Annotated in this window: 26 protein-coding genes; 12 read left to right on the top strand and 14 right to left on the bottom strand. The window is 68.0% G+C overall.

Going from position 1 to position 24864, the window contains the following annotated elements; translation table 11 throughout:
* Positions 1-4: 4 nt before the first annotated feature.
* Positions 5-709: a GNAT family N-acetyltransferase gene (locus ACSFA8_RS17740; protein WP_435480800.1), complete on the bottom strand. Its 705-nt coding sequence runs from the start codon at positions 707-709 to the stop codon at positions 5-7.
* Between the two features lie 125 nt (positions 710-834).
* Between ACSFA8_RS17740 and ACSFA8_RS17735 the strand changes: the two genes are divergently transcribed.
* The 3 genes from ACSFA8_RS17735 to ACSFA8_RS17725 are packed head-to-tail and all read left to right on the top strand — an operon-like array spanning position 835 to position 4878.
* Entirely contained in the window at positions 835-1464 is a 630-nt protein-coding gene (locus ACSFA8_RS17735) for a response regulator (RefSeq protein WP_435480799.1), read from the top strand.
* Positions 1457-3283, top strand: a complete 1827-nt coding sequence (locus ACSFA8_RS17730; RefSeq protein ID WP_435480798.1) for a sensor histidine kinase — start codon at positions 1457-1459, stop codon at positions 3281-3283. Before ACSFA8_RS17735 ends, ACSFA8_RS17730 begins: the two co-directional genes overlap by 8 nt.
* A gap of 11 nt (positions 3284-3294) precedes the next feature.
* Positions 3295-4878 (top strand): phospholipase D family protein, encoded by a 1584-nt coding sequence (locus tag ACSFA8_RS17725; RefSeq protein ID WP_435480797.1) that lies wholly within the window; start codon positions 3295-3297, stop codon positions 4876-4878.
* On the opposite strand, the gene ACSFA8_RS17720 is transcribed toward ACSFA8_RS17725, so the two are convergent.
* The 3 genes from ACSFA8_RS17720 to ACSFA8_RS17710 are packed head-to-tail and all read right to left on the bottom strand — an operon-like array spanning position 4879 to position 6723.
* Positions 4879-5523 carry a YceI family protein gene (locus ACSFA8_RS17720; protein ID WP_435480796.1) on the bottom strand — a complete coding sequence of 215 codons (645 nt, stop codon included), beginning with the start codon at positions 5521-5523 and terminating at the stop codon, positions 4879-4881. It abuts the gene before it with no gap.
* Positions 5524-5554: 31 nt separating this feature from the next.
* Positions 5555-6136, bottom strand: a complete 582-nt coding sequence (locus tag ACSFA8_RS17715; RefSeq protein WP_435480795.1) for a YceI family protein — start codon at positions 6134-6136, stop codon at positions 5555-5557.
* Positions 6133-6723 carry a cytochrome b gene (locus tag ACSFA8_RS17710; protein ID WP_435480794.1) on the bottom strand — a complete coding sequence of 197 codons (591 nt, stop codon included), beginning with the start codon at positions 6721-6723 and terminating at the stop codon, positions 6133-6135. The genes ACSFA8_RS17715 and ACSFA8_RS17710 overlap by 4 nt, the downstream gene beginning before the upstream one ends.
* Here ACSFA8_RS17710 and ACSFA8_RS17705 point away from each other — a divergent pair.
* Positions 6722-7711, top strand: a complete 990-nt coding sequence (locus tag ACSFA8_RS17705; protein WP_435480793.1) for a LysR family transcriptional regulator — start codon at positions 6722-6724, stop codon at positions 7709-7711. The genes ACSFA8_RS17710 and ACSFA8_RS17705 overlap by 2 nt on opposite strands.
* On the opposite strand, the gene cuyB is transcribed toward ACSFA8_RS17705, so the two are convergent.
* On the bottom strand, positions 7708-8457 hold the full coding sequence (gene cuyB / locus ACSFA8_RS17700; protein WP_435480792.1) for a cysteate racemase: 750 nt from the start codon (positions 8455-8457) through the stop codon (positions 7708-7710). The two genes, ACSFA8_RS17705 and cuyB, sit on opposite strands and share 4 nt — an antisense overlap.
* 5 nt (positions 8458-8462) lie before the next feature.
* On the bottom strand, positions 8463-9371 hold the full coding sequence (locus ACSFA8_RS17695; protein WP_435480791.1) for an amino acid ABC transporter substrate-binding protein: 909 nt from the start codon (positions 9369-9371) through the stop codon (positions 8463-8465).
* A gap of 183 nt (positions 9372-9554) precedes the next feature.
* Here ACSFA8_RS17695 and ACSFA8_RS17690 point away from each other — a divergent pair, with 183 nt between their 5' ends.
* Entirely contained in the window at positions 9555-10325 is a 771-nt protein-coding gene (locus ACSFA8_RS17690; RefSeq protein WP_435480790.1) for an SDR family oxidoreductase, read from the top strand.
* 3 nt (positions 10326-10328) lie between these two features.
* Here the strand turns inward: ACSFA8_RS17690 and ACSFA8_RS17685 are convergent, their stop codons facing one another.
* The 7 genes from ACSFA8_RS17685 to glyQ are packed head-to-tail and all read right to left on the bottom strand — an operon-like array spanning position 10329 to position 16516.
* Positions 10329-11249 carry a M48 family metallopeptidase gene (locus tag ACSFA8_RS17685; RefSeq protein ID WP_435480789.1) on the bottom strand — a complete coding sequence of 307 codons (921 nt, stop codon included), beginning with the start codon at positions 11247-11249 and terminating at the stop codon, positions 10329-10331.
* A gap of 11 nt (positions 11250-11260) precedes the next feature.
* The gene (locus ACSFA8_RS17680) at positions 11261-11995 is read right to left on the bottom strand and encodes a lysophospholipid acyltransferase family protein (protein WP_435480788.1); all 735 of its coding nucleotides are present in this window, start codon (positions 11993-11995) and stop codon (positions 11261-11263) included.
* A gap of 4 nt (positions 11996-11999) precedes the next feature.
* On the bottom strand, positions 12000-12584 hold the full coding sequence (gene gmhB, locus ACSFA8_RS17675) for a D-glycero-beta-D-manno-heptose 1,7-bisphosphate 7-phosphatase (RefSeq protein ID WP_435480787.1): 585 nt from the start codon (positions 12582-12584) through the stop codon (positions 12000-12002).
* On the bottom strand, positions 12581-13114 hold the full coding sequence (locus ACSFA8_RS17670; protein WP_435480786.1) for a DUF6036 family nucleotidyltransferase: 534 nt from the start codon (positions 13112-13114) through the stop codon (positions 12581-12583). Before ACSFA8_RS17670 ends, gmhB begins: the two co-directional genes overlap by 4 nt.
* Positions 13111-13440 (bottom strand): hypothetical protein, encoded by a 330-nt coding sequence (locus ACSFA8_RS17665; RefSeq protein ID WP_435480785.1) that lies wholly within the window; start codon positions 13438-13440, stop codon positions 13111-13113. The genes ACSFA8_RS17670 and ACSFA8_RS17665 overlap by 4 nt, the downstream gene beginning before the upstream one ends.
* Positions 13441-13465: 25 nt before the next feature.
* Positions 13466-15598 (bottom strand): glycine--tRNA ligase subunit beta, encoded by a 2133-nt coding sequence (gene glyS / locus ACSFA8_RS17660; RefSeq protein WP_435480888.1) that lies wholly within the window; start codon positions 15596-15598, stop codon positions 13466-13468.
* A gap of 9 nt (positions 15599-15607) precedes the next feature.
* Positions 15608-16516, bottom strand: coding sequence for a glycine--tRNA ligase subunit alpha (gene glyQ, locus ACSFA8_RS17655; RefSeq protein ID WP_435480784.1), 909 nt, complete (start codon positions 16514-16516; stop codon positions 15608-15610).
* A 261-nt stretch (positions 16517-16777) separates the two neighbouring features.
* Here glyQ and ACSFA8_RS17650 point away from each other — a divergent pair, with 261 nt between their 5' ends.
* From ACSFA8_RS17650 to ACSFA8_RS17640, 3 genes are read left to right on the top strand one after another with little or no spacing between them, the layout of a single operon-like run.
* On the top strand, positions 16778-17737 hold the full coding sequence (locus ACSFA8_RS17650) for a diacylglycerol/lipid kinase family protein (RefSeq protein WP_435480783.1): 960 nt from the start codon (positions 16778-16780) through the stop codon (positions 17735-17737).
* On the top strand, positions 17734-18570 hold the full coding sequence (locus tag ACSFA8_RS17645) for a metallophosphoesterase family protein (RefSeq protein WP_435480782.1): 837 nt from the start codon (positions 17734-17736) through the stop codon (positions 18568-18570). Before ACSFA8_RS17650 ends, ACSFA8_RS17645 begins: the two co-directional genes overlap by 4 nt.
* The gene (locus ACSFA8_RS17640) at positions 18560-19381 is read left to right on the top strand and encodes a phosphatase PAP2 family protein (RefSeq protein ID WP_435480781.1); all 822 of its coding nucleotides are present in this window, start codon (positions 18560-18562) and stop codon (positions 19379-19381) included. The genes ACSFA8_RS17645 and ACSFA8_RS17640 overlap by 11 nt, the downstream gene beginning before the upstream one ends.
* Before the next feature lie 6 nt (positions 19382-19387).
* On the opposite strand, the gene ACSFA8_RS17635 is transcribed toward ACSFA8_RS17640, so the two are convergent.
* Positions 19388-20455 (bottom strand): type II asparaginase, encoded by a 1068-nt coding sequence (locus tag ACSFA8_RS17635; protein WP_435480780.1) that lies wholly within the window; start codon positions 20453-20455, stop codon positions 19388-19390.
* A gap of 159 nt (positions 20456-20614) precedes the next feature.
* Between ACSFA8_RS17635 and ACSFA8_RS17630 the strand changes: the two genes are divergently transcribed.
* The 4 genes from ACSFA8_RS17630 to ACSFA8_RS17615 all read left to right on the top strand — a co-directional run bounded on the left by ACSFA8_RS17630 (position 20615) and on the right by ACSFA8_RS17615 (position 24834).
* Positions 20615-21298, top strand: a complete 684-nt coding sequence (locus ACSFA8_RS17630; RefSeq protein WP_435480779.1) for a TetR family transcriptional regulator C-terminal domain-containing protein — start codon at positions 20615-20617, stop codon at positions 21296-21298.
* Between the two features lie 438 nt (positions 21299-21736).
* A complete protein-coding gene (locus ACSFA8_RS17625; RefSeq protein WP_435480778.1) occupies positions 21737-22324 on the top strand; it encodes an NAD(P)H-dependent oxidoreductase in 588 nt (195 codons plus the stop codon).
* Positions 22325-22684: 360 nt separating this feature from the next.
* Entirely contained in the window at positions 22685-23941 is a 1257-nt protein-coding gene (locus ACSFA8_RS17620; RefSeq protein ID WP_435480777.1) for an amidohydrolase family protein, read from the top strand.
* A 14-nt stretch (positions 23942-23955) separates the two neighbouring features.
* Complete coding sequence (locus tag ACSFA8_RS17615) at positions 23956-24834, top strand: creatininase family protein (RefSeq protein ID WP_435480776.1); 879 nt, start codon at positions 23956-23958, stop codon at positions 24832-24834.
* The last annotated feature ends 30 nt before the right edge of the window (positions 24835-24864 follow it).

The following is a 24864-nucleotide window of genomic DNA, read 5'->3' as shown; positions in this document are numbered from 1 at the left end:
GGCGTCAGTACTGCGTCACGGGCGCCGGCCCGTTGTCGAGCCCGAGCCAGCGTTGCACCCAGCCGAACACCCTGGCCGGCGGCGCTGGCCGCCACGCATTGAGCGCACGCGCCCGCGTTTCGGCGTGCACGATCGCCTGATCGCTGCGGTCGACCGTGCAGCAGAAACGGCAGCGCTGCATCAACGCCAGCATGGGCTCGTTGTCGGCCATCAGATCGCAATGCAGCCAGGCCACTCCCGCTGCGCCGGCTGCGCGGCTCAGCGCAAACATGGCCCAGGTCCCGATGCCGTTGCGCTGCCATGGGTCGTCCACCACCAGCGCGAACTCGGCGCTGTGGCCGTCCGGGGCGATCAGGAAGCGGGCCTCGGCCACCAGCCGCTCGCGGCCGTTTTCCTGGATGCCGACGACCAGCGCCAGATGGCGGCGGTAGTCGATGCAGCTCAGGCTCGCCAGTTCGTCGGCCGAGGCCGGCTGCTGGGCGCTCGGAAAGCGCCGTGCACGCGAACGATCCGACAGCCGGTTGACCAGGTCGGCCAGCAGCCGGTTGTCCTGCGGCAACACCGGGCGCAGCGTGAGCCGCCGCCCGTCGCGCAGGGTGCGCACGTCGATCAAGCCGGTGGGGTAGTGGCTGATCAGATACGAATCAACCACTTCGGCCGGCCCCCGCGATTGCGGTGCCAATGTCAGGATGTCTGTGCGCGCGTTCATGGAGCGAAGCTTAAAAAGCTACGGGGGTTTTTGCCTCCCCCAAGGGTAGTGTTGACAGTAAGACCAAAGTATGAGCAGACGCCAACAGCGCCCGATCTGGTCAATACTCCACCCAAGAGGTAACCATGAACGTACTGATGGTCGACGACCATATGATGTTTTTGCAGGGCATGAAGAACCTGCTTTGCGTATTGGTGCCCGAACTGCGCATCGAAACCACCAGCGACATCGGCAATGCAGCGCAACTGGTGCAACTGACCGATTTCGACCTGGTGCTGCTCGACTGGCACCTGAACGACAACGACGGCGCGGAATCGATCCGCCGTCTGCGCGACGCCGGCTGCATGGCGCGCGTGGTGGTGTTGTCGGGTGAAACCAACGCCGCGCTGATCCGCCAGTCGGTCGAACTCGGCGCGGCCGGATTCATTCCCAAGAAATACAGCTCCGAAATGATGGTGGCGGCGTTGCGGCACGTGCTGGCCGGCCGCATTTTTCTGCCGTCCGAGACGGCACAGGCACGCGACCTGCACCCGGCCGCCCCCACCGACCCCAGGTTGGCCGGCCTCACCGCGCGCCAGATGGACGTTTACCGCGCCGCCACCCGCGGATTGCCCAACAAGCTGATCGCGCGCCAGCTCGACATTGCCGAATCGACCGTCAAGGCGCATCTCACGGCGGTCTACAGCGCACTCGGCGTGCGCAACCGCACCGAGGCCGCCTACCAGGCCTCGCGCGAGGGGATGCGTGTTGACTGAAGCAACAAGCCCCCCCGCCGGACATGCCGAGCCCTCGCGCGAAGAACGGGTCGAACGCCGCATTGCCGAGCGCCGCGTGGCCCTGATGACGCAATACTCGCGCCGCCTGCCGGCCGTGTACGTGGGCTACATCATCATCGCGATCGTCGCGTGGCGGCAGGGGCTGCACACCTGGCCCTGGGTGTGGCTGGCCTGTACCGGTGCCGTGATGGTCTACCGCCTCCAGCTCGGGCGTGCCATCGAGAAGAAATCCGTCGACGAGCGAATCGCCGCGCTGCCGAAGCTGGTGCTCGGCTTCACGCTGAACGGACTGACGACGGCGCCCATCGTGCCGCTTTCCTTCACCGCGCCCGACAACGTCACGCCCCTGCTGATCGGCATCATGCTGATGGCCGGCTGTGCCGTGGGCGCGGCCTCGGTGGCCGGCTCGCAGCGCGCCTTCATGGGATTTTGCAGCCTGACCTTTCTGCTCATGGCCGGCGGCTGGTTCTGGCGCGGCGAAACACTGGGCATCGCGCTGGGCATCGGCATCGTGACCATGTATCTGGTTCTGCTGGCGAGCGTGCGCGACCACGGCCGCAACCTCAAGGAGCTGATGGGGCTGGTCGAAGACAACGCGCAGCTGTCGGAATCGGTCGAACTCGAGCGGGATCGCGCCGAGGCCGCGAGCGAGGCCAAGACCCGTTTCTTCGCGGCCGCCAGCCACGACCTGCGGCAGCCGCTGCATGCCCTGTCGATCAACGCGACCACCCTCGACATCCTCGCGCAGCGCGGCAGCGACACCTTGCTCAAGGAGGTCAGCCGCGGCATCGGCAGTGCGCTGCGCCAGAGCAGCGGCCTGCTCGACGGGCTGCTCGACATCTCGCGCCTCGACGCGCATTCGATCAAGGCGAATTTTGCGCCGCACGACGTCGGCCTGCTGCTGCGCGGGGTGCGCGACGAATACACGGCGCTGGCGGCACAGCAAGGACTGTCGCTCGAGATCGAACTGCCGGCTGAGCCGCTCTGGGCCCGAACCGACAGCGACCAGTTGATGCGCATCATCGGCAACCTGGTGAACAACGCGATCAAATTCACGCAACGCGGCCGCATCACGCTGGTTGGCCGGCACGGGCCGGACGGGCATGTGCTGGTGCAGGTGGTCGACACCGGCGCCGGGATCGCGGCGGATCAGCGCGAGCGCGTGTTCGAGGAGTTCTACCAGATCGGAAACCCCTCGCGCGACCGCTCGCAGGGCCTCGGGCTCGGCCTGGCGATCGTGCGGCGCACGGCCGCGCTGCTGCACATTGCCCTGCGCCTCGAGAGCGAACCGGGCCGCGGCACCACCTTCGAACTGCAGATCGACCCGGCGCCGGCGCCGGCGCACGATGTGGCGGGGAGTGCGATGCCGCCGGCGCGCGCGGCCGACGGCCACCGGCTCGCGGTGTTGCTGGTCGACGACGAGGCCGAAGTGCTGTCGGCCCTGTGCACCTACCTCGACCAGCTCGGCTGGTCGGTCAAGGGCGTGACCAGCGGCGAGCAGGCCGAACGCGCATTGCTTGCCGGCTTCGCGCCCGACGTGATGGTGGTCGATTTCCGGCTGCGCGACGAAACCGGCCTCGACGTGATCGACCGGGTGCGCGAGCGGCAACCCGGCCTGCCAGCCGTGATCGTCACCGGTGAAACCGCGCCCTCGCGCTTTGGCGAGCTCTCCGGCGCGGCCGAGCGTGTGCTGCACAAGCCGGTGGCCGGCGAGCTGTTGGCCCGCACGCTGCAGGAGGTGGTGATCGAGCTCGACGCGCAGCCCGCCGCACCCGCCGCTGCGGCGACCGCCTCCTGAAGGGGCCGACCTTGTTGCGCCGCTGGTTGCTGCCGACGACGCTCTGGCTCGTGGCGTTGATCGCCACCGGCTGCGCCACCCTGCCCGATGGCCTGACCGGCCCTCCATCCAAGGCCCTGCGGGCCTCGGCTGACACCACGCTCGGCCGCATCGCCCAAGCCGCATCGCCCGATCCCGACCTGAGCGGCTTCCGGCTCATGCCGGGCGGGGATTTCGCACTCAGCACGCGGCTCGAACTCGCGCGCCGCGCGGAGCGCACGCTCGACGTTCAGTACTACCACATCGAAAACGACGAGACCGGCCGCTACTTCCTGCGCACGCTGCGCGATGCGGCGCAACGCGGCGTGCGCGTGCGGCTGCTGATGGACGATCTCTACACCTCGGGCGAGGACGCGTTGCTGCTCGGCCTGGCCGCCACGCCCAACCTCGAGCTGCGGCTGTTCAACCCCTTTCCGGCCGGGCGCGGCAGCCTGCGCATGCGTTTCGCGGCGTCGCTGCTCCACTTCGACCGGGTGCAGCGGCGCATGCACAACAAGCTGTTCATCGCCGACGGCGCGATGGCCGTGGCCGGTGGCCGCAACATCAACAACCAGTACTTCACGCGCACCGCGGGCCCGAACTTCCTCGATCTCGACACCTTCGTGACCGGCGCATTGCTGCCGCGGCTGGGCAACCTGTTCGACCAGTACTGGAACAGCGAGTACGTGTTGCCGGTGCATGCGATCGTGAAGAGCGGCGCAACGCGCGAAGAACTGCAGGCCGGCTTCGAACGGATGACCGGCCCCGACAGCACCCCGCCGCCGCCTCGACCGGCACCCAACGACCTGCTCGGCTACGGCCCGATCGTCGAAGAACTCAACGCGGGCCGGCTCGGCCTGATCTGGAGCCGGGCGGAGGCCTATGCCGATTCGCCCGACCGCGTGGTCGGCAAGACGGTGTCGTATGGCGGCGTGCCGCTGCTCGACGTGGACAGCGTGCGCTACAACGTGCTGGAGCAGATCCGCCGCGCGCGCAGCGAGGTCAGCATCACTTCGCCTTATCTGATCCCCGGCAAGGGCGGCCTCGAGGTGATGCGGGAGGTGCACGGCCGCGGCGTCAAGATGAGCGTAGTCACCAACTCGCTCGCCGCCACCGACGAGCCGCTGGTGCACACCGCCTATCGGCGCTACCGGCCCGATATGCTGAAGCTCGGCATCGACCTGTACGAGCTGAGTTCGGTGCGAACGCGCGCCAGCGTGCGGCTCGGCCTGTTCGGCTCCTCGATCGGCCGGCTGCATGCCAAGTCGGCCGTGATCGACCGGCGCATCCTTTTCATCGGCTCGATGAACTTCGACCCGCGCTCCGACATGCTCAACACCGAGATCGGCCTTTTCATCCAGAGCGCCGAGATGGCGCAACAGGCGCTGAAACTGGTCGAGGTGCTCAAGCAGCAGGGCTCCTACCGGCTGCGCTTTGCCGAGGGCACGCAGAACATCGAGTGGGTCAGCGGCCCGGCCGGCGCGCAGGAGGTGCTGAGCGTCGAGCCCGACTCGGACTTCTGGACCCGCACGGTGCTGGAAATCCTGGCGCCGCTGACACCAGAGAGCTTTCTGTGATCAGGGCTTGAGGTTGATCGCTTCGACCTGAACCAGCAACTTCACCTTGTCTTCGAAACCGAAGTTGAGGCCCCACACAATCCCCCACTGGCTGCGCTCGACCGTGGTTTCGAAGTCGCCGCCGCACACCTGGCGCTTGATCAGCGGGTTCAGGTAACAGTTGAACCGGCTGGCCCTGAGCAGGATCGGCTTGGTCTGCCCCATCAGCGTGAGCGTGCCGCCGACCTCGGCGACCTTGTCGCCGTTGAACGCGATCTTGTCGGCCTGGAAACGCGCGGTCGGGAATGCCGCCACGTTGAAGAAGTCCTTGCTCTGCACGTGCCGGTTCAGCAGGTCGACGCCTGTGTTGATGGAGGTCATGTCCATCGTGATGTCGATCTTGCCGTTGGCACCCGCAGGATCGATCTGCACCATGCCCTCGGTGGTGCTGAAGCGGCCACGGTTGGTGGTGGTGCCGTAGTGGCCCATTTCGTAGTTGACGAAGGTGTGGGTCGGGTCGACCACGTAGTTCGCACCCTTGGCCGGGCCGCCCGAGGGCAGCATGGCGACCGCCGGTGCGGTGAAGTCGGGCCTGAGCGGGGCCTGGGCCTGGGCCGCTGCAGCCAGCGCGAGCGCCGCTGCCATGGTGATGAGCTTGTGGGTCATTGGCGTCTTTGCGATGTGGTGAGGCGGGGGTTCAAAGCGGGCCGAGTCCAGACAGCGTGAGCTTGAAGCGCACCTGGACGTCGTTGGCCACCATCGAGGTGTCCGTCCATTCGCCGTCGCCGACCTTGAACGTCAGGCGCTGGATGGTAAAGCTTCCACTCGCGACCGACTGGCCGTATCCCTGAGTGATCGTCACCGGCACCACGAGTTCCTGCGCCTGCCCCTTGATCGTGAGCTTGCCCGCGATCTCGAAGCGCCCGCCGCCCAGCCCCTTGATCGAACTCGACTTGAAGTTGGCCTGCGGAAACTTCAGGGCATCGAACCAGTCGGGCTTGGGCAGTTCGGCGTCGGTCTGCGGCACGCCGAGCGAGGCGCTGCCCATGTCGACCGACAACGCCACGCTGCCGCCCTCGGGCTTTCTCGGGTCGAATGCAACCCGTGCCGTGAACTTGCCGAACGCACCCTCGACCGGCACACCCATCTGCTTGCTGACGAAGACGATCTGGCTCTTGTCGGCGATCAGTTGCGTGGCCGTCTCGGCCGCCGGCGCGCTGGCGCCGGCCAGCCAGCCTGCAACGGCAAAAACCAGGCCTGCGAAGCGGTGTGAAATCATGAGGTGTTCCTGGTGCGCCTTGCCGGCCACATACGGTTGAGCAGGTCGTCGCGGTCGACGAAACGATGCTTCAACGCGCCGGCCGTGTGCGCGATGACGAGTGCAGCGAGCAAAAAGGCGCTGCCGCGGTGCAGCGGCAGCAGAACGGTCTCGGCCAGCGCCTTGTCGACGGGCACGAAATCCGGCAGCGGCAGCACGCCGAACCAGACGATCGGGAAACCCAGCGCCGAGCTGTAGGCCCAGCCGAACAGCGGCACCGCGAAGAACAGGACGTAGAGCAGCCCGAGCGTGCGGTGGTGGACGAAGCGCTGCCAGCGCGGCATCGCGCACTCGATCGCATCGGGCAACGGGGGCGGGCGGTGCGTGAGCCGCCACAACAGCCGCACCGCCGAGAGCGCGAGGATCGTGACGCCGGCCCATTTGTGCCAGTTGAACAGCCGGATGCGCAGCGGCGAGAACGGCAGATCGACCATGTAGAGCCCCACGCTGAACGAGCCCACGATCATCATCCCCAGCAGCCAGTGCAGGGCCATCGCGACAGGGCCGTAACGGCCGGCGCCGGGTTCCGCGGAAAACGCTGTGGACATGACGCTGACTCTGCGAGTGGACAGAAAGATCGGGCTCGGCAGCCATGCTACAGGCAAGAACGGTGCCGCACCGCCGGCTGCGCATTCATGCATCATCCGGCGCATGCGGCTCAAGCACATCGAGGTCTTCAACGCCATCATGCTGACCGGCACCGTGAGCGCCGCGGCGCGGCTGTTGCATGTCACGCAGCCGGCCGTCACGCAGACGCTCCAGCATGCCGAACTGCAGCTCGGCTATGCGCTGTTCACACGGCAGCGCCGGCGGCTGGTGCCGACGCGCGAGGCGCAGGCGCTCTATCCGGAGGTGCAGCACCTGGTGTCGCAGCTCGAATCGGTGCGCCGCATCGCCCATGCGCTGCGCAGCGACGGCGAGGCGCAACTGCGCGTGCTGGTGGTGCCTTCGCTCGCGGTGCGCGCGCTGCCCGACGCGCTGCAGGCCTTCCGGGCCCGCCATCCGGCGATGCCGGTCGCGATCCGGGTGCTGCACTCGCGCGAGATTGCCCAGGCCATCGCGCTGCAGGAGGGCGATGTGGGTATCGTCTACGGCAGCGTGCGGCACCCGGCGGTGCACGAGGAACCGGTCGCCACCGGCCGGCTGGTCTGCGTCTCGCGCGTGGGCACGCCGGGCGCCGACCGGCGCAGCACGGTGGCGCTCGAGGATGTGCTGAAGGAGCCGTTCACCCGCATCGACGAACGCGACCCTATCGGCGCCATGCTGGCCGAGCAGTTTTCACGCTCCGGCCACGCGCCGCGCGCCGACATCACGGTGCAGACGCATCACATCGCGATGGTGCTCGCGGAGCAGGGTTTCGGTCCTGCCATCATCGACTCGTTCACCGCCCAGGCCAGCCGCAGCGACACCCTGCACGTGCGCACGGTGCTGCCGGAGGTCCCGGTCGAGGTGCGTGCGCTGTTGCCGCAGGGCGTGCGGTCGCCGAAGCCGGTGGCCGATTTCATCAAGGCCTTTCGCGCGGCGGTCGGCACTTAGGCCGCCATCGCTCCGGCAGCCCGCTGCCCGCGCGACCAGGCCACGCAGCGTTGCGCCAGCGCCGCGGTCGCGTCGATCGTCGGCACCGGCGAGCAACCGTCGTCCAGCACCAGTGGGATCTCGGTGCAGCCCAGCACCAGTGCCCCGGCGCCGCGCGTGGCCAGCGCGGCGCCGGCGGCTCCGAGCAGCGCCGCGCCGCGCACCCGGTCGCCGGCCTTGACGGCTTCGATGCCGGGCATCACCTGCTCGATCATTTCGCGCGCCGTGGGCAGCAGCCAGTGCAGACCCGCGCCGGCCGGCGCCCGGTTCAGGTAAAGGCCCGAAGCGATGGTGGCGTCGGTGGCGAGCAGCCCCAGCGGGGCGCCGGCACCGGTGCGCGCGATGGCCTGCTCGATGGCCGCGTCGACCAGATGCAGCATCGGCAGCCCGAGCGCCTGCTGCAACGGCTCGAACCAGAGGTGCGCGGTGTTGCATGGCATCACGATCAGCCCGGCACCCGCGTCGACAAGGCGACGGCCGCTCTCGATCATCGCGGGCAGCGGCGACGCACCTTCGCCGCGAAACGCCGCGGTGCGGTCGGGCACCTGCGGTATCGAACTCACCAGCACCGGCACATGCTCCTGGTCGCTCGCGGCCGGCGTGGCCGCCAGCAGCTTGTGCATGAAATCGAGCGTGGCCAGCGGCCCCATGCCGCCGAGCACGCCCAGCAGGCCGGGCGCGGCGGCGCCGGTCTTTGCCATGTCCATGGCACTCACTCCGCCGGCTTGTCGGACAGCGCCTTGAGATTGGCGAGCAGTTCCTTGCTCATCGGTGCGTTGAGGTTGATGCCCTTGGGCGGAATCGGCGACTGGAACCACTTCCTGTAGAGCCGTTCGAAATCGCCGGTCCGGATGAGCCCGGCCAGGGTGTCGTCCACCAGCTTCTTGAAGACCGGGTCGTCGCGCCGCAGCATGATCGCGTAGGGCTCGACCTGCAATGGCTCGCCCACTACCGCGAGCTCGGCCGGGTTCGCCGCGTTGGCGCGGATGCCGTAGAGCAGGATGTCGTCCATGGCAAACGCATCGGCGCGGTCGCTCTGCACCACGAGGGCCGATTCGGCATGGTCCTTGGCGCCGAACAGGTCGATGTCTAGGTTCTGCTCGCGGCTGATCTTGCGCATCACCAGCATGTTGGTGGTGCCGGTGGTCGAAACCACCTTGCGGCCCTTGAGATCGGCCAGCGACTTGACCGGCGAGCCGGCCTTCACGAGGAAGCGGGTGCCGGTGTAGAAGTAGTTGGTGGCGAAGGCCACCTGCTTGGCACGCTCGGCATTGTTGGTGGTCGAGCCACATTCGATGTCGATGGTGCCGTTCTGCAGCAGCGGGATGCGGTTCTGCGAGGTCACCGCCTGGGTCTTGACCGCCAGGGTGGCGAGGCCGGTGGCCCGGCGAACCTCGTCGACGATGAGGTTACAGATCTCCCACCCGAAGCCGGTTGGCTGCCCGTTGCTGCCGAGGTAGGAAAACGGCAGCGACGCGTCGCGGTAGCCGACGCCGATGCTGCCGCCGGCCTTGACCTTGTCGAGCGTACCGGTGGAGGTCTGGGCGGCGACGGGAACGGAACAGGCGGCGACAAGCACCGCGACGAGGGCGAACGGAATGCGCATGGCGTGGACTTTCATGATGAGACGGATGGAAAGAGGAAGAACAAGGCAAGTCGATGCTAGGAGCGCACCCCACCGCCATGTCATCGCTTCTGCGGCCGCTTCCATAAGGCTGGCTGATGGTCGTGGCTGGCGCCTTGGTGACGGCGCCCAGTGCCGCAGCACACTAAGCTGCGCCGATATTTCAGGAGACACCCGCACATGGACACCACCCGACTCTTCTCGCTCGACGGCCGCACGGCACTCATCACCGGCGGCTCGCGCGGCATCGGCCGCATGATTGCCGAGGGCTATCTGGCGCAGGGCGCTCGCGTCTACATTTCGGCGCGCAAGGCCGCGGCCTGCGACCAGACTGCCAAAGAGCTTTCGGCCTTCGGCCACTGCGTCTCGCTGCCGGCCGACGTGTCGACGCTAAAAGGCGCGCAGGCGCTGGTCGCCGCGTACGGCAAGCACGAGAAGACGCTCGACATCCTCGTCAACAACGCCGGGGCCGCCTGGGGTGCGCCGTACCACGAGTTTCCGGAAAGCGGCTGGGACAAGGTCGTCGACCTGAACCTGAAAACCCCGTTCTTCCTGACCCAGGCGCTCACGCCGATGCTCAAGGCCGCCGCCGCCGACCACCTGGCCAAGGTGATCAACATCGCGTCGATCGACGGCGTGTCGGTCAACCCGCAGGAAACCTACTCGTACGCGGCCAGCAAGGCCGGCCTGATCCACCTCACGCGCCGCATGGCGCTGCGGCTGGCGCAGGAGCGCATCGTGGTCAGCGCGATCGCGCCCGGCGCGTTTGCCTCCGACATGAACAAGGACGCGCGCGACCACGGCGACGAAGTGAAGGGCCGCATTCCTGCGGGCCGCATCGGCACCCCCGAAGACATGGCCGGAGCCGCGATCTACCTGGCCTCGCGCGCCGGCGACTACGTGATGGGCTCGACCTTGATCGTCGACGGCGGCGTCACCTACGCGCGCTGAACTTCAGCTCCAGCGCGGTATCGACTCGTCCTTGAGCTGCTTGCGCAGCGTGCCGTAGTCCGGCACCACGCTCTCCACCGTTTCCCAGAAGCGCGCGCTGTGGTTCATCACGCGCAGGTGGCTGAGTTCGTGCGCCACCACGTAGTCGATCACCGGCATGCGGAAGTGGATCAGCCGCCAGTGCAGGCGGATCGCACCGTCGGCACTCGCACTGCCCCAGCGCGTGGAGGCGTTCGACAGCGACAACCTGTTCCAGCGGACGCCGAGTTGCGGCGCGAAATGGTCGAGCCGCTCGATGAAGATGCGCCGCGCCTGCCGCGTGAGCCACGCCTGTGAGGCATCGCGGATCTGGGCCGGCGTGGCGTTGTTCGCCAGCGCCATGCGCAATACGCGTGGTGCATCCGGGTCGGTTGTCTCGAGCACCGCGCCGACGCCCTTGAAACCATGCTTCGGGTCGAGCCGCACCACCACGGGCTCGCCCAGAAACGGAAAGCTCACGCCATCCCGCCACTCGATGCGCGTGGCTTCGAGCCTGGCGTGGCGCTGATCCGCCTCGGCCAGCTTGCGCAGGATCCAGCCCGACTTTTCCTGCAGCGCCGTATCGACGTCGCGCAGCGCCACCCAGCGCGGCGCCCGCACCGACAGCCCCTCGGCGCCCACCACGAAGCCGATGGTGCGGCGCTGCCCGCGCGTGAACTCATAGGCGACCCGGGCGTTGCCAAACTGCACCTCCCGGCTCGCGCGCGGATGGGCGAAACGCGCGGGAGTCAGTGCGTCGGCCAGCGACAGCACCGGGTCTGCGGGCAGAACGGGCGCTGGAGGCCGATCCGGCTTGAATTTCTCGCCCGACGGAACGGGCGTCTCGGGTGCATCCGCTGACAACCCGTCGAACAGGTCGAGCGTGAAATGCAGCAGGCCGCGCATGGTCGTGCTCTCTACGAGTACGCCTCGGGATCGAGCCGGCGCATCTCGGCTTCGATCCACGCTTCGACTTCGCGCATCAACTCGTCAGGCTTGCGCCCGGTGCTCGGAATCGCGGGGCCGATCGACACGTCGACGATGCCGGGCCGTTTGACGAACGCCTTGCGCGGCCAGACCTTGGCGGAGGTGACGGCGATCGGGATCACCGGTGCGCCGGTTTCGCAGGCTAGCCGCGTGCCGCCCGACTTGTAGGTGCCCTTCTGGCCGCGCGGGATGCGCGTGCCTTCGGGAAACATGATGATCCAGATGCCTTGCGCCAGCAGCAGCTTGCCCTGGGCCACCACCTTGTTGAACGCCTGCGCTTTCTGGCTGCGGTCGATGTGGATCATGTCGAGCCGCGCCATCGCCCAGCCGAAGAACGGCACGTAGATCAGCTCTTTCTTGAACACATAGGCCAGCGGGTGCGGCATCAGCGTCGGCATCAGGAAGGTTTCGTAGGTCGACTGGTGCTTGACCAGCAGGATCGCGCCGGCCTTCTTCTCGGTCGGCAGGTTCTCCATGCCGGTGACGCGCGTCTGGATGCCAAGGATCAGCCGCGCCCCGCCGATGGCCCAGCTCAGCCAGCGCTCGGCCATCCAGTAGAGCGGAATGCCGCGCCTCCAGAGCGAGCTGACGACCATGATGATTCCCCAGGGAATCACGGTGATGAGCATCCACAGTGCATGGATGACGGAGCGGATCAGGGCCATCGGTTCAAGCTTCTTCTTTGGCTTCCAGCGCCCGCCGCTCCTCGCGCGCGAGCACGAAGTCGACAAAGGCGGCAAGGTTCTCGTGCACGCGCGTGCCGGGCGGATACTCCGGGGGCAGCGGGTCGACGTTGCGGCAGGCCTCGCCCATGCCGGTCAGCAACAGGTGCGGCTCGCAGCCGGCGGCGGCGCTTGCCAGCGTGTCGCGCAGGCTGTCGCCCGCGGTCGGCACGCCGGCCAGGTCGATGCCGTAGCGCTCGCCGATCTGGTGAAACAAGCCCGGGCGCGGCTTGCGGCATTCGCAGTCCTCGTCGGGGCTGTGCGGGCAATAGAACACCGCATCGACGCGCCCACCCACCGCGGCCAGCATCTTGTGCATCTTGGCGTGCATCGCGTTGAGCGAGGCCACGTCGAACAGGCCGCGGCCGAGCCCCGACTGGTTCGATGCAACCACCACATGCCACCCGGCGTGGTTGAGCCGTGCGACGGCCTCGAGCGCGCCGGGCAGCGGCGTCCATTCGACGTCGCTCTTGACGAAGTCTTCTCGGTGCACGTTGATGGTGCCGTTGCGGTCGAGGATGACGAGTTTCATGGTGTGGCTTTCGCTTCGATCGCGCGGCGATCGATCCATGCAAGGATATGCGCCAGCGGGTGTCTCGCGCCGTCCAGCATCGCGACCCGTTCACGCAGCGTGGTGATCGAGACCAGGTCGCATCTCAGCAACTCGCGAACGAAGTCGGCATCCTTCTCGCGACCGGCCACGCATTTCGAAACAACGAGGTCATGCAATTCAGGGCAGATCGCCGTGACATCGCCGATGTAGTGAAGACTCGATCGGGTCATCCAGTCCGCAGGCATCACGGCCGTTTCGGGGCCCACGCCGTCGGCGAAGTAGCCGAAGGTCTCGTGAAAACTGGAATGCATGCCGATCGCCCCGTCGATCAGATCGGCCCGCTCCGGATGGAGGGCGGGATAAAGATCGACCTCACGCGACACCAGCAATGCCTCGGGCGGCACATCCATCAACAGCAGGATTGCCTGGCTGCCGACGACAACCATCGAGTTTTCTCTCGCTATGGCAGCCGAGGCGCGAAGCACGTGATGCAATTCGTCGAGCTTCATTGCGCGGCGGCCTGTGCGCGCGCGTGCCGGAGCAGCGCCATCCGCTCGTGCTGATCGACGAGACTGCCCAGAGGCGACACGCTGCGCAGCAACTGGCCATGATCCGATTCGGCGAGTGCGGCCTGTTCGAGCAGCGCGAAGTCCCCCCCGAGAAGCTGCTCCCATTCGCCCCAAAGCGCATCGGATCGCGTGGCGCCGGCCTGTCGCTGCCAGCGGTGCAATGTGTCCAGTGGCCGCGCACGCATACCGGGCTCGCGACGAAGCATGGCGATGGCGCTTCGATGCAGGGCCAGGGAAAACTGATCCAGTTGCTGCTGCCGGTTCATTGCGTCGATTATTGAGCGCCCGACTTCAGGTTGCCAGCCGCTCCAGCTGGGCCACGCGGTTCATGGCTTCGTGCAGGGATTTGAGCAGGCCCAGACGATTCAGTCTGAGATCGGCCTGCTCGGCATTGACCATCACGCCGTCGAAGAAGGCGTCGACCGGTGCGCGCAGTGCGGCCAGGCTTTGCAGCGAGGCGGTGTAGTCGCCCGCGTCGAACCGGGCGTCGGCGGCGGGCACGACCTGCTGCATCGCTGCGAAGAGCGCCTTTTCGGCCGGCTCTTGCAACAGCAACTCGCTCACATGGGCGTCGGCTGCTTCGGGCGACTTCTTGAGGATGTTGCCGATGCGCTTGTTGGCCGCGGCGAGCGCTGGCGCCTCGGGCAATGCGGCGAAGGCGCGCACGGCCGTCAGCCGCTTCGGCAGGCTCGACCATTCGGTGAGCTTGCGGGCATAGACCGCAGCATCGACTTCCGATACCGAGTGGCCCGTGTCCTTCAGATAACCCTTGAGCCGCTCGACCAGGAACTCGTCGAGTTCGACCGACGGATTCTTCGCCAGCAACGGCCCGAAGGCCTCGAACGCCAGCCGGGTGAGTTCGTAGTAATGGAGCGGCAGCGCGCGCTCCACCAGCATGCGCACCACGCCGAGTGCATGGCGCCGCAGCGCGAATGGGTCGCGGTCGCCGGTCGGCAGGTTGCCGATGCCGAACATGCCGACCAGCGTCTCGAGCTTGTCGGCCAGCGCCACCACGACGCCGACCTCGCCGCGCGGCAGCGTGTCGCCGGCAAAGCGGGGCTTGTAGTGGTCTTCGATGGCATCGGCCACGGCCGCGTCGAGGCCGTCGTGCAGCGCGTAGTAGCGGCCCATCGTGCCCTGCAGCTCGGGAAACTCGCCGACCATGTCGGTCACCAGATCGGCCTTGGCCAGGTGCGCGGCCTGGGTGGCCTGCGCCGCGAGCTTCGCGTCGCCGAGCTTCTCGGCGATGGCGCGCGCGATGTGCATCACGCGCGTCACGCGCTCGCCCTGCGTGCCGAGCTTGTTGTGATAAACCACCTTGCCGAGCGACTCGACGCGCGAGGCCAACGACTTCTTGCGGTCCTGGTCGAAGAAGAACTTGGCATCGGCCAGGCGCGGGCGCACCACGCGCTCGTTGCCTTCGATCACCGCGCTTGCATCGTCGGGGGTGATGTTGCTCACCACCAGGAACCGGTTGGTGAGCTTGTCCTGCGCATCGACCAGTGGAAAGTACTTCTGGTTGGCCTTCATCGTGAGGATCAGGCATTCCTGCGGCACCGCCAGGAATTCGGATTCGAAGGCGCAGGTCAGCACGTTCGGGCGCTCGACCAGCGCCGTCACCTCGTCGAGCAGCGCATCGTCCTCGATCGGCCTGGCACCGCCGCCGACCTTCGCCGCGGCCGCGGCCAGCTGGCGCGCGATCTCGCTGCGGCGCATGCCGAAGCCGGCGATCACCGAGCCCTCGTCGGCGAGCTGCTGCGCATAGCTGTCGGCATCGCGCAGCACCACCGGATCGACCTTGGCTTCGAAGCGGTGGCCGTGCGTGTCGCGGCCCGACTGGAGCCCGAGCGCTTCGACCGCGATCACCTCGCTGCCGTGCAGCGCGACCAGGCCATGCGCCGGCCGCACGAAGCTCACGCTGCTCCAGCCCGGCAGCTCGCAATTGGTTTCGAGCTGGTAGCTCATGACCTTGGGGATCGGCAGTTTCGCGATGGCCTCGGCCAGCGCCTTCTGCAGGCCTTCGGCCAGCGTCGCACCAGTAACGGTGCTTTCGTAGAACAGCGCTTCGGCCTTGCCATCGGGCGCACGCTTGAGGCCGGCAACCGCCGAGGCGTCGGCGCCCAGCGCGCCGAGCTTCTTGAGCAGTGCGGGCGTGGCGTTGCCTGCTGCGTCGAGCCCCACCGTCACCGGCATGAGCTTTTGCGAGACGGCCTTGTCGGCGGCCTGCGCCGCGACATCGGTCAGGTGCGCAGCGAGGCGGCGCGGCGAGGCGAAAGCGGTCAGCACCGAGGCCGTACCGACCAGGCCTTGCGCCAACAGATGGTCGCGCAGCACGCCGGCAAAGGCGTCGCCAAGCTTCTTCAGTGCCTTCGGCGGCAGTTCCTCGACGAACAGTTCGACCAGCAGGTTCTTGTTGTTGTGCATGCTCATCGCTCAGGCTGCTTTCTTCTGCGGGATCTGGGCTACCCACTCACGCGGCGCCATCGGGAAGCCGAGCCGTTCGCGGCTCTCGTAGTAGCTTTGCGCGACGCTGCGCGCGAGGTTGCGGATGCGGCCGATATAGGCCGCGCGTTCGGTCACGCTGATGGCACCGCGCGCGTCCAGCAGGTTGAAGCTGTGGGCGGCCTTGAGCACCTGCTCGTAGGCCGGCAGTGCAAGCTGCACTTCCATCAGGTGCCTGGCCTGCTTCTCGTGCGCGTTGAACGCGGTGAAGAGGAACTCGGCATCGGAATGCTCGAAGTTGTAGGTCGACTGTTCGACCTCGTTCTGGTGGTACACGTCGCCATAGGTGACGCCCGGCGCCCATTCCAGTTCGTAGATGCTTTCCTTCGCCTGCAGGTACATCGCGAGGCGTTCGAGCCCGTAGGTGATCTCGCCGGTGATCGGCTTGCAGTCGATGCCGCCAACCTGCTGGAAATAGGTGAATTGCGTCACTTCCATGCCGTTGAGCCAGACCTCCCAGCCCAGGCCCCAGGCGCCGAGCGTGGGGTTCTCCCAGTCGTCTTCCACGAAGCGGATGTCGTTCTTCTTCAGGTCGAAGCCCAGCGCCTCGAGGCTGCCGAGGTACAGCTCGAGGATGTTCGACGGTGCCGGCTTCAGCACCACCTGGTACTGGTAGTAGTGCTGCAGGCGGTTGGGGTTCTCGCCGTAGCGGCCGTCCTTGGGGCGGCGGCTCGGCTGCACGTAGGCGGCCTTCCACGGTTCCGGGCCCAGCGCGCGCAGGAACGTGGCCGTGTGCGAAGTGCCGGCGCCCACCTCCATGTCGTAGGGCTGAAGCAAGGCGCAGCCCTGGTCGGCCCAGTACGACTGCAATTTGAGAATGATTTGCTGAAAGGTCAACATGAGGCTGGCCGGCGTGGCCGGGCATGGAACGGGAGCACGGGCGTCGCCCGCGAAGGGGGTGATTTTAGGGGGGTGGCCACGCAGGCCCGATGGCCAGTCTGCCTGCCAGGCCGACACGCCGGTGTGCAGGGGCGCTGAAAGCCTCAAGCGATTGGCAGCGGGGCAACTCTCCGACAAGCGGTTGCGCCATTGCCCGCCGCGGCGGGGCCGGCGGCGCTGCGATAAACAGCGGCTTTGACAGCGCCTTTGGCGCGCCCGCCCATGACGCCGCTCAACATTGCCCCCCGCCCTCCCTTGCTGATCGTGCTGAACGCCGGCTCGGGCAGCGGCGCGGCTTCCGACGCGCGGCTGGCCATCGAAACAGGGTGTGCGGCCGCGGGCCGGGACTACCGCATCTACCAGGTTGACTCGCCCGGTCGGCTGCAGGCATTGGCGCGCGAGGCGGTCGACCGCGCCCGCGAGTTGCACGGCGTGGTCGTGGCCGCGGGGGGCGACGGCACCATCAACGCCGTGGCCCAGGCCACGCTCGGCAGCGGCTGCGCGTTCGGCGTGCTGCCGCAGGGCACCTTCAACTATTTCAGCCGCACGCATGGCATTCCGTCGGACACGGCCGAAGCGCTCCAGGTGTTGCTGAACGAATCGCCCTGCGCGGTGCAGGTCGGCCTTGTAAACGACCGCGTGTTCCTGGTCAATGCGAGCATGGGCCTCTACGCCAAGCTGCTGGAAGACCGCGAAGCCTTCAAGGCGCAGTATGGCCGGCACCGCTGGGTGGCCTTGTGGTCGGCCCTGGTCACCGTGCTGCGCGGCGAACGGCCCTGGCATCTGCACATGGCCTGGCACGGGCAGCAGCGCGACATCCGCACGCAGACCTTGGTCGTGGCCAACAACGCCTTGCAGATGCACCAGGTCGGCCTGGCCGAAGCCGACGCGCCGGAGCAGGGGCAACTGGCGGCCATTGCGCTGAAGCCACGGAGCGCGTTCACAATGCTCGGACTCGTGGCGCGCGGGGCGCTGGGCCGGCTCGGCGAGGCCGAGAGCGTCGAGAGCTTCTCTTTTGAGGCGTTGACGGTGCAGCCAATGCGCAACCGCCGCCGCGTGAAGGTCGCGACCGACGGAGAAATCGGCTGGATGCAGATGCCGCTGCAGTTTCGGGTCTCGGCCGAACCGCTCTGGCTGGTGCGCCCGGACGTCGCTCCCGAACTGGAGGCTGCGCGCCAATGAACCCGGTATTGCTGCAGATTTCCGACACGCACTTCGGCACCGAGCAGGCACCGGTGGTGCGGGCGCTCGCGCGACTGGCGCACGCAGAGGCGCCCGAGCTGGTGGTGCTCTCGGGCGACATCACGCAGCGCGCCACGCGCGCCCAGTTCAGCGCAGCGCGCGCCTTTGTCGATTCGCTCGGCGCGCCGGCCGTGCTGGCCTTGCCGGGCAATCACGACATTCCGCTGTTCGCGCTCGGCACGCGGCTGCTTGACCCCTACGGGCGCTACAGCGAAGCCTTCGGGGCTGAACTGGAACCGGTGTTCGAATCGGCCGGGTGCCTGGCCATCGCGGTCAACACCACGCGCTGGTACCGCCACGAAGACGGTGAGGTGTCGGCCGCGCAGGTCGAGCGCGTCGCGGCCCGGCTCATGCGTGCCACGCCGCAGCAACTGCGCGTGGTGGTGGTGCACCAGCCGCTCGCGGTGACGCTGCCCGAGGACGCATCGAATCGCCTGCACGGGCGCGAGGCGGCGGTGGCGCGCTGGGCCGCAGCGGGGGCCGACCTCGTGCTGGGAGGACACATCCATCTGCCGTTTGTGTGGCCCCTCCATGAGACGTTTGCGGACTGCGCACGCGCGCTGTGGGCCGTGCAGGCCGGCACGGCCGTTTCGACGCGGGTGCGCGCCGGCGCGCCGAATTCGGTGAACCTCATCCGCTATGCGAGCGGTGTGGCGGCGCGTCACTGTACGGTCGAGCGCTGGGACTGCGCGCGAGGCGCCGAGCGTTTCGAGCAGGTGGCCTCGCACACGCTCCCGCTGGCCGACATGGCCACGGTCCCGCATGCCGGCTGACGCAGCACCGCTGGTCGGGTTCGCGCAGCAATGGGGCGAACATGCCCTGCCCGCGTTCCTTGCGACGTTGGCCGTCGCGGTGGCGCTGGCCGGCCTGGCCGGTTGGCTGCTGCACCGGCGCCGCGCCCGCCGCAGCGCGGCCGAGGATGCCCCACCGCCCACTCTCGTGCGGCTGGTCGCGGCGTTCGCCGCCGGCTTCGCGCTGATCGTCTGTGCGGCCAGCCTGTTCGCTGCCATCGCCCGCCGGCTCGGCCCCGGCAACACCATGGGGCTGGCCGATCAGGCGCTGGCCGACGCGATCGCGCAGCACACGCCTGCGACCGCCTTGCGCGTGTTCGCGCTGCTTACGCACCTGGGCGACCCGCTGGCGCTGGCCCTGCTCGGAGTGGTCGTGACCGGGTGGCTGTGGTGGAAGCGCGCGCGCCTGCTGGCCGTCGGCTGGCTGTTGGCGCTGGGCGGCAACGCAGTGCTGAACCCGGTGCTCAAGGGTGTGTTCGAGCGCACCCGGCCGCTGCACGACGACGGGCTGGCACAAGCCACCGGCTTCAGTTTCCCCAGCGGACACAGCTCGGGCGCCATGGTGGCCGGCGGCATGCTGCTCTACGTGGCGCTGCGCATGCTGCCGCCACGCTGGCATGCGGCAGCGGCGATGGCCGCCGTGGCGCTGGTGCTGGGCATCGCATGCAGCCGCGTATTTCTGCGGGTGCACTTTGCGAGCGACGTGGCCGCCGGCCTGCTCTCGGGCCTTGCATGGGCTGGCGTTTGCGTGGCCGGCCTCGAGTTCGCGCGGCACCGGCAAGGCCGGCGCTGACGGGACTCAATACTCCCAGAAGATCCGCTGCAACTCTTTGGTGTCGTTGGTCTTGGTGAGCGCCACCATCGCCAGGATGCGCGCCTTCTGCGGACGCAGGTCGTGCGCCACCACCCAGTCGTACTTGTCGTCGGGCTGCTCTGCATTGCGGATCACGAAGCCGTCCGGCACGCGCGAAGCGCGGATCACCACGATGCCGTCACCGCGCACCTTCTGCAGGCTGGGCACGATGCGGTCGGCGACCGAGCCGTTGCCCGGGCCGCCGTGGATCAGTGCCTTGATGCCGCTCTTGCCGAGCGCATCGATCGCGGTGGAGGCCACGCCTTCGTAGCCCATCGCGATTTCGACCGGCGGCAACGCCGTGATCTTGTCGATGTCGAACTCGGAGTTCATGGTGTGGCGCTTGACCGGTGCGCGGAACCAGTAGTTCTTGCCCTCCACCACCATGCCGAGCGAGCCCCACTGGCTGACGAATGCGCTGGGCTTGATGTTGAAGTTCTTGCTGACGTCGCGGCCGCTCTCGATGCTGTCGTTCATGGTCAGCAGCACGCCCTTGCCCATCGCGTCCTTGCTGCCGGCCACGCTGACTGCGTCGTACAGGTTCAGTGCGCCGTCGGCCGACAGCGCAGTGCCCGGACGCATCGAGGCGACCATCACGATGGGCTTGTTGGTGTGCACCGTGAGCGTCAGGAAGTAGGCGGTTTCTTCCACGGTGTCGGTGCCGTGGGTGATGACGATGCCGTCGACGTCGGGTTGCTTGGCCAAGGCCGACACGCGCTTGGCCAGCGTGAGGAGGTTGTCGTTCGTGAGGCTTTCCGAAGCGACCTGGAACACCTGCTCGCCACGCACGTTGGCGACCTTCGAGAGCTCCGGCAGACCGGCGATCAGCTTCTCGACACCGACCTTGGCGGCCGCGTAGGTGGCGCTATTGACTGCCGAAGCGCCGGCACCCGCGATGGTGCCGCCGGTGGCGAGGATCACCACGTTGGGCAGCGACTGGGCATGCGCCAGCGCGCCGGCGGCCAGCAGCGCGGCCCCTGCGGCGAATGCACGGAAACGGGGAGAAAGGTACATAAAAGCTCCTGTGAATATGTTCGGAATGTGTCGGGCGCCGAGGAAGATACAGGAACCGTGCCGCGATGCGCCTGCCTTCGATGCCGAGCGCACATGCAGCCATGCCGCCGCGGAATCGGGAGGGATTACCATCGTCTGCGCCTTGCCCAAATCGTCACCATGAACGTCGACACCGCTTCCACCCCCGCGATCAGCGCGCAGCAGATGCCTGCGCCCGACGGCCCGCTGTCGCGCGCGCGGCCTGGGCGCGAGCGCATCCTCGCGGCGATCCGCGAGGCGGCGGTGACGGAGTTCAGCCTGCACGGACTCAAGGGCACCTCGACGCAGGCGATCGCGGCGCGGGCCGGGCTGACCAAGCCCCAGCTGCACTACTACATCGCCGGCAAGGAAGAGCTGTACGAAGAGTTGCTGATGCAGGTGCTGCACGACTGGAAGGTGGTGTTCGCGTTCGAAGACCATGCCAAGGATCCCGGCCTGGTGCTCGGCGACTACATCCGAAAGAAGCTGGATCACGCGTTCGACAACCCCGAGATCTCGCGCATCTTCACGCGCGAGGTGCTCGATGGCGGCCGCAACCTCGACCGCTACTGGCCCAACGCGCGGGCCTGGACGCAGAAGAAGGTCGACATCATCAACGGCTGGATCGCGCGGGGCCAGATGCGCCCGCTCGATGCCCGGCTGCTGTTGATGCACATCTGGGCCATGACCCAGAGCTACGCCGACTACGCGCTGCAGACGCGCGTGATGCTTGGCCTGCCGGCTGACGCGCCACTGGATCGCGAGCCGATCGCGCGCGAGCTGGTGGCGTTCGTGCTCGCGGGCGCCGGTATTCCGCAGGCCTGACGGTCTCGCGCTCACAAAGTCCGCCATTGGTTTGAGCGCTGGGGTTCCGGGGCGGCCGAGGGTCCGGGGCGGGATCAGGGCGGTGGGGCACGCTGCTCCGCGAATGTCCCCCGGCCTGCGGCCTCCTCCTTTATTTCGCTGCGCAGCGTGCCCCACCGCCCTGATCCTGGACGCAGCGTGACCGTTTCGCGCTGAACATTCAGAGCGTGCCCTGGCCGCTGGTGGTGGGTGGCCCCTGCAGCGAAATAAAGGAGGAGCCGAAGGCGGGGGACATTCGCGGAAGGGGCCACCCGCCGCCAGCGGCCTACCCCGCAACCACACCCAGCCCTGACACGCGCCCCCACGCCGCCGCAGCGGTTCCCCGATCCGGTGCACAGGCGCTGGCACGCACTTTGCATAAACCTGACCACTTGCTCTGATTAAGCGGTCAAACACACCATGCGCGTGCTCGTCGTCTACTGCCACCCGGTCGAAACCAGCTTCCATGCGGCCCTGCACCAGGAGGTGCTGAAGAACCTGCGCGCGGCCGGGCACGAGGTGGACGACTGCGACCTGTACGCCGAAGGCTTCAACCCGGTGATGTCGCGCGAGGAGCGGCTCGGCTATCACGACGTGCCCGCCAACCGCACGCCGGTGCAGGGCTACATCGACCGCCTGCAGTGGGCCGAGGGCATCGTGTTCTGCTTTCCGACCTGGTGCTTCGGCCTGCCGGCCATGCTCAAGGGCTACTTCGACCGGTTGCTGATGCCGGGCGTGGCCTTCGACATGAGCGACCCGGCCGATGTGAAGCCGATGCTCACCAACATCCAGCGCATCAGCGCCGTCGTCACCTACGGGCGGCCGCGCTGGATGGCCTGGTACATGGGCGACCCGCCGCGCAAGATGGTCACGCGCTACATGAAGCGGCTGACCGCACAGAAGGCGCGCGTGGACTACCACGCCCACTACCACATGAACGTGGCGACCGAGCCCCAGCTCAAGCGCTTCATGGCGCGCGTCGGTCAGGCCATGGCGCGGTTTGCCTAGGATGAAACCGAACGCTTTGATTCGATGCGGGCTGCGTGACTTAGGTTGCTGGGGGCGCCGGGGTCGCTGTGGGCGGGATCACGCCGACGGCGTACTCTGCTCCGCGAATGTCCCCCGGCCTGCGGCCTCCTCCTTTATTTCGCTGCGCAGAGCACACCATCGACGTGATCCGTCAGAGCGGTGGTTGATCCGGCGGAACTGCCGCAGCGTGTCCCGTGCCGAGGGCATCGGGTGCCTCCCGCAGCGAAATAAAGGAGGAGGCGAAGCCGGGGGACATTCGCGGAGGGAGGTACCCGGTGCCCTCGGCACGCGCCCTGAATGCAGGCCGCCGCCAACACAACGCACGGCGGAGCAACTGAGATGCAGCAGCCCCCCCACCTGCTGAACGACGCACGGCTGCCGCGCTGGCTGTTGCCGTCCGACTGGCCCACCTCCAGCGGCGCGCCCGTGCTGGCGCGGATCGTCCTGCAGGGCGGGCGAGTGCAATCGGTGGCGCCAGCCGGCGCGCCGGTGCCGGGCGGCTGGAACCTCAGCGGCGCACTGCTGCTGCCAGGCTTCGTCGATGCGCACACGCACCTCGACAAGGCCTTTACGCTGCCGCGCATGAAGAACGTGCAGCCCGGCCTGCTCGGCGCGATCGACGCGATGCTGCACGACCGCGCCGGGTGGAGCACCGACGACGTGCGCGAGCGCGCCGGGCGTGGCCTGCAGTGGGCCTGGGAAAGCGGCAGCCGCTGGTTGCGCACCCATGTCGACTGGTGGGAGCCCGACGCGGTGCCACTGGCCTGGCCGGTGATGGCCGAACTCGCACAGGAGTGGGCCGGCCGCGTGCGGCTGGAACAGGTCGCCCTGATCAAGCTCAGCCTGTTCGAGGACGCCGACCAGGCCCTCCGGCTGGCCCGCCTCGTCGCCGCGACCGGGCCGTATGCGCTGCTCGGCGGCTTCGTGCACTCGACCAACTGGAGCGAGCGGGCGCTGCGCAACCTGCTGCTCGCCGCGCAGATCTGCGACCTCGATGTCGACCTGCATGTCGATGAGGAACTGAACGCCGACGCGGTCGGCCTCGCGACCACCGCGCGCATCCTGCAAGAGATCGGCTTCGAAGGCCGCGTGGTCTGCGGCCACACCTGCGCGCTCGCGGCGCAGCCCGAGGCGCAGGCGCTGGCCACGCTCGACGCGGTGGCGCAGGTTCCGATCACCATGGTCTCGCTGCCCGCCACCAACCTGCTGCTGCAGGACGCCGTTACCGGCCGCACGCCGCGCCAGCGCGGCATCACGCTGGTGAAGGAGGCGCGGGCGCGCGGCATTCCGCTGCTATTCGCGAGCGACAACGTGCAGGATCCGTTCTGCCGGCTCGGCAGCTTCGACCCCGTAGAGGCCCTCGCCACCGCGACGCTCGCGGCGCAACTCGACGATCCGTTCGACACCTGGTCGGAGACGCTGTGTCGCGGCGACTGGCTGCGGCGCGGCACCGCGGGCCCGCCCACCCTGGTCGGCGCACCCGCCGACCTGGTGCTCTTCACCGAGGCCGACATCCACGGCTGGCCCTCGCGCGCCGCCGCGCGCGTGGTGCTGCGCGACGGCGTCTGCGTGCGCGGCCGGCCGGCTTTCCACTGACCCCAAGGACACCCATGCTGCATGGCTACATACCGCCCCATCGCTTTCTGCCCTACCTGAGCTGGACGGAAATCAACGCGCTGCCCGACCGCGAGAACACGGTGATCGTGCTGCCCTGCGGCGCCATCGAACAGCACGGCCCGCACCTGCCCTGCTCGGTCGACAGCGTCATTTCGTCAGGTGTGATGGGCCGCGCGCTCGACAAGCTGCCGGCCGAGGTGCGCGCCTTCGCGCTGCCGACCATCACCTACGGCAAGTCCGAAGAGCACCTGCACTTTCCCGGCACGATGACGCTGACCGGCCCGACCCTGCTGGCCACCGTGATCGAGATCGGCGAGTCGGTCTACCGCTCGGGCTTTCGCAAGCTCCTGTTTGCCAACGGCCACGGCGGCCAACCGCAGGTGCTGGAGATGGCAGCGCGCGAACTGCGCCTGCGCCATGGCGACTTCGTGGTGGTGCCGCATGGCGTCTCGCGCCTGCCCAACGCATCTAGCAAGCAGGTGAGCGACCAGGAAAAGCGCCTGTCGATGCATGCCGGCCATTCCGAGACCGCGCTGATGCTCGCGCTGGCGCCCGACACCGTGCACATGGAGCACGCCGCGGCCAACTACCCGCCGCCGTTTCCGATCAAGCTGCTGTCGCCCGACGGCCGGCCGGCCTGCGCCTGGTCGGCGCGCGACTTCGGCCCGAGCGGCGTGATCGGCGACCCGACCAGCGCCACGCGCGAACAGGGTGTCGAGATTCTCGAGACGCTGTCCGACAGCTGGGTGCAGGCGCTGACCGAGCTTTACGCGCTGCGCTGGGTGGTGCGCGAGGAAGCGACCTGGGGCCTCGGGCACCAGAGCGGCTTCATCCAGTCCTCGCCGCCGCAGGCCGCGGGGGCGGCGCTCTGAGGCGCGCTCCTTGCATTGACCCGTCCGTTC

This window comes from Variovorax nitratireducens (assembly GCF_051216545.1).
Taxonomy (GTDB): Bacteria; Pseudomonadota; Gammaproteobacteria; order Burkholderiales; family Burkholderiaceae_C; genus Variovorax.
The sequence above is the reverse complement of the archived record's forward strand: the minus strand, read 5'-3'. Positions and strand labels throughout refer to the sequence as shown.

Bases quoted from the DNA above. Each gene is read 5' to 3' on its own strand.
- ACSFA8_RS17740 (WP_435480800.1), bottom strand. From the start codon at position 709: ATGAACGCGCGCACAGACATCCTGACATTGGCACCGCAATCGCGGGGG.
- ACSFA8_RS17735 (WP_435480799.1), top strand. From the start codon at position 835: ATGAACGTACTGATGGTCGACGACCATATGATGTTTTTGCAGGGCATG.
- ACSFA8_RS17720 (WP_435480796.1), bottom strand. From the start codon at position 5,523: ATGACCCACAAGCTCATCACCATGGCAGCGGCGCTCGCGCTGGCTGCA.
- ACSFA8_RS17715 (WP_435480795.1), bottom strand. From the start codon at position 6,136: ATGATTTCACACCGCTTCGCAGGCCTGGTTTTTGCCGTTGCAGGCTGG.
- ACSFA8_RS17705 (WP_435480793.1), top strand. From the start codon at position 6,722: ATGACGCTGACTCTGCGAGTGGACAGAAAGATCGGGCTCGGCAGCCAT.
- ACSFA8_RS17710 (WP_435480794.1), bottom strand. From the start codon at position 6,723: ATGTCCACAGCGTTTTCCGCGGAACCCGGCGCCGGCCGTTACGGCCCT.
- cuyB (WP_435480792.1), bottom strand. From the start codon at position 8,457: ATGGACATGGCAAAGACCGGCGCCGCCGCGCCCGGCCTGCTGGGCGTG.
- ACSFA8_RS17695 (WP_435480791.1), bottom strand. From the start codon at position 9,371: ATGAAAGTCCACGCCATGCGCATTCCGTTCGCCCTCGTCGCGGTGCTT.
- ACSFA8_RS17690 (WP_435480790.1), top strand. From the start codon at position 9,555: ATGGACACCACCCGACTCTTCTCGCTCGACGGCCGCACGGCACTCATC.
- ACSFA8_RS17685 (WP_435480789.1), bottom strand. From the start codon at position 11,249: ATGCGCGGCCTGCTGCATTTCACGCTCGACCTGTTCGACGGGTTGTCA.
- ACSFA8_RS17680 (WP_435480788.1), bottom strand. From the start codon at position 11,995: ATGGCCCTGATCCGCTCCGTCATCCATGCACTGTGGATGCTCATCACC.
- gmhB (WP_435480787.1), bottom strand. From the start codon at position 12,584: ATGAAACTCGTCATCCTCGACCGCAACGGCACCATCAACGTGCACCGA.
- ACSFA8_RS17670 (WP_435480786.1), bottom strand. From the start codon at position 13,114: ATGAAGCTCGACGAATTGCATCACGTGCTTCGCGCCTCGGCTGCCATA.
- ACSFA8_RS17665 (WP_435480785.1), bottom strand. From the start codon at position 13,440: ATGAACCGGCAGCAGCAACTGGATCAGTTTTCCCTGGCCCTGCATCGA.
- glyS (WP_435480888.1), bottom strand. From the start codon at position 15,598: ATGCACAACAACAAGAACCTGCTGGTCGAACTGTTCGTCGAGGAACTG.
- glyQ (WP_435480784.1), bottom strand. From the start codon at position 16,516: ATGTTGACCTTTCAGCAAATCATTCTCAAATTGCAGTCGTACTGGGCC.
- ACSFA8_RS17650 (WP_435480783.1), top strand. From the start codon at position 16,778: ATGACGCCGCTCAACATTGCCCCCCGCCCTCCCTTGCTGATCGTGCTG.
- ACSFA8_RS17645 (WP_435480782.1), top strand. From the start codon at position 17,734: ATGAACCCGGTATTGCTGCAGATTTCCGACACGCACTTCGGCACCGAG.
- ACSFA8_RS17640 (WP_435480781.1), top strand. From the start codon at position 18,560: ATGCCGGCTGACGCAGCACCGCTGGTCGGGTTCGCGCAGCAATGGGGC.
- ACSFA8_RS17635 (WP_435480780.1), bottom strand. From the start codon at position 20,455: ATGTACCTTTCTCCCCGTTTCCGTGCATTCGCCGCAGGGGCCGCGCTG.
- ACSFA8_RS17630 (WP_435480779.1), top strand. From the start codon at position 20,615: ATGAACGTCGACACCGCTTCCACCCCCGCGATCAGCGCGCAGCAGATG.
- ACSFA8_RS17625 (WP_435480778.1), top strand. From the start codon at position 21,737: ATGCGCGTGCTCGTCGTCTACTGCCACCCGGTCGAAACCAGCTTCCAT.
- ACSFA8_RS17620 (WP_435480777.1), top strand. From the start codon at position 22,685: ATGCAGCAGCCCCCCCACCTGCTGAACGACGCACGGCTGCCGCGCTGG.
- ACSFA8_RS17615 (WP_435480776.1), top strand. From the start codon at position 23,956: ATGCTGCATGGCTACATACCGCCCCATCGCTTTCTGCCCTACCTGAGC.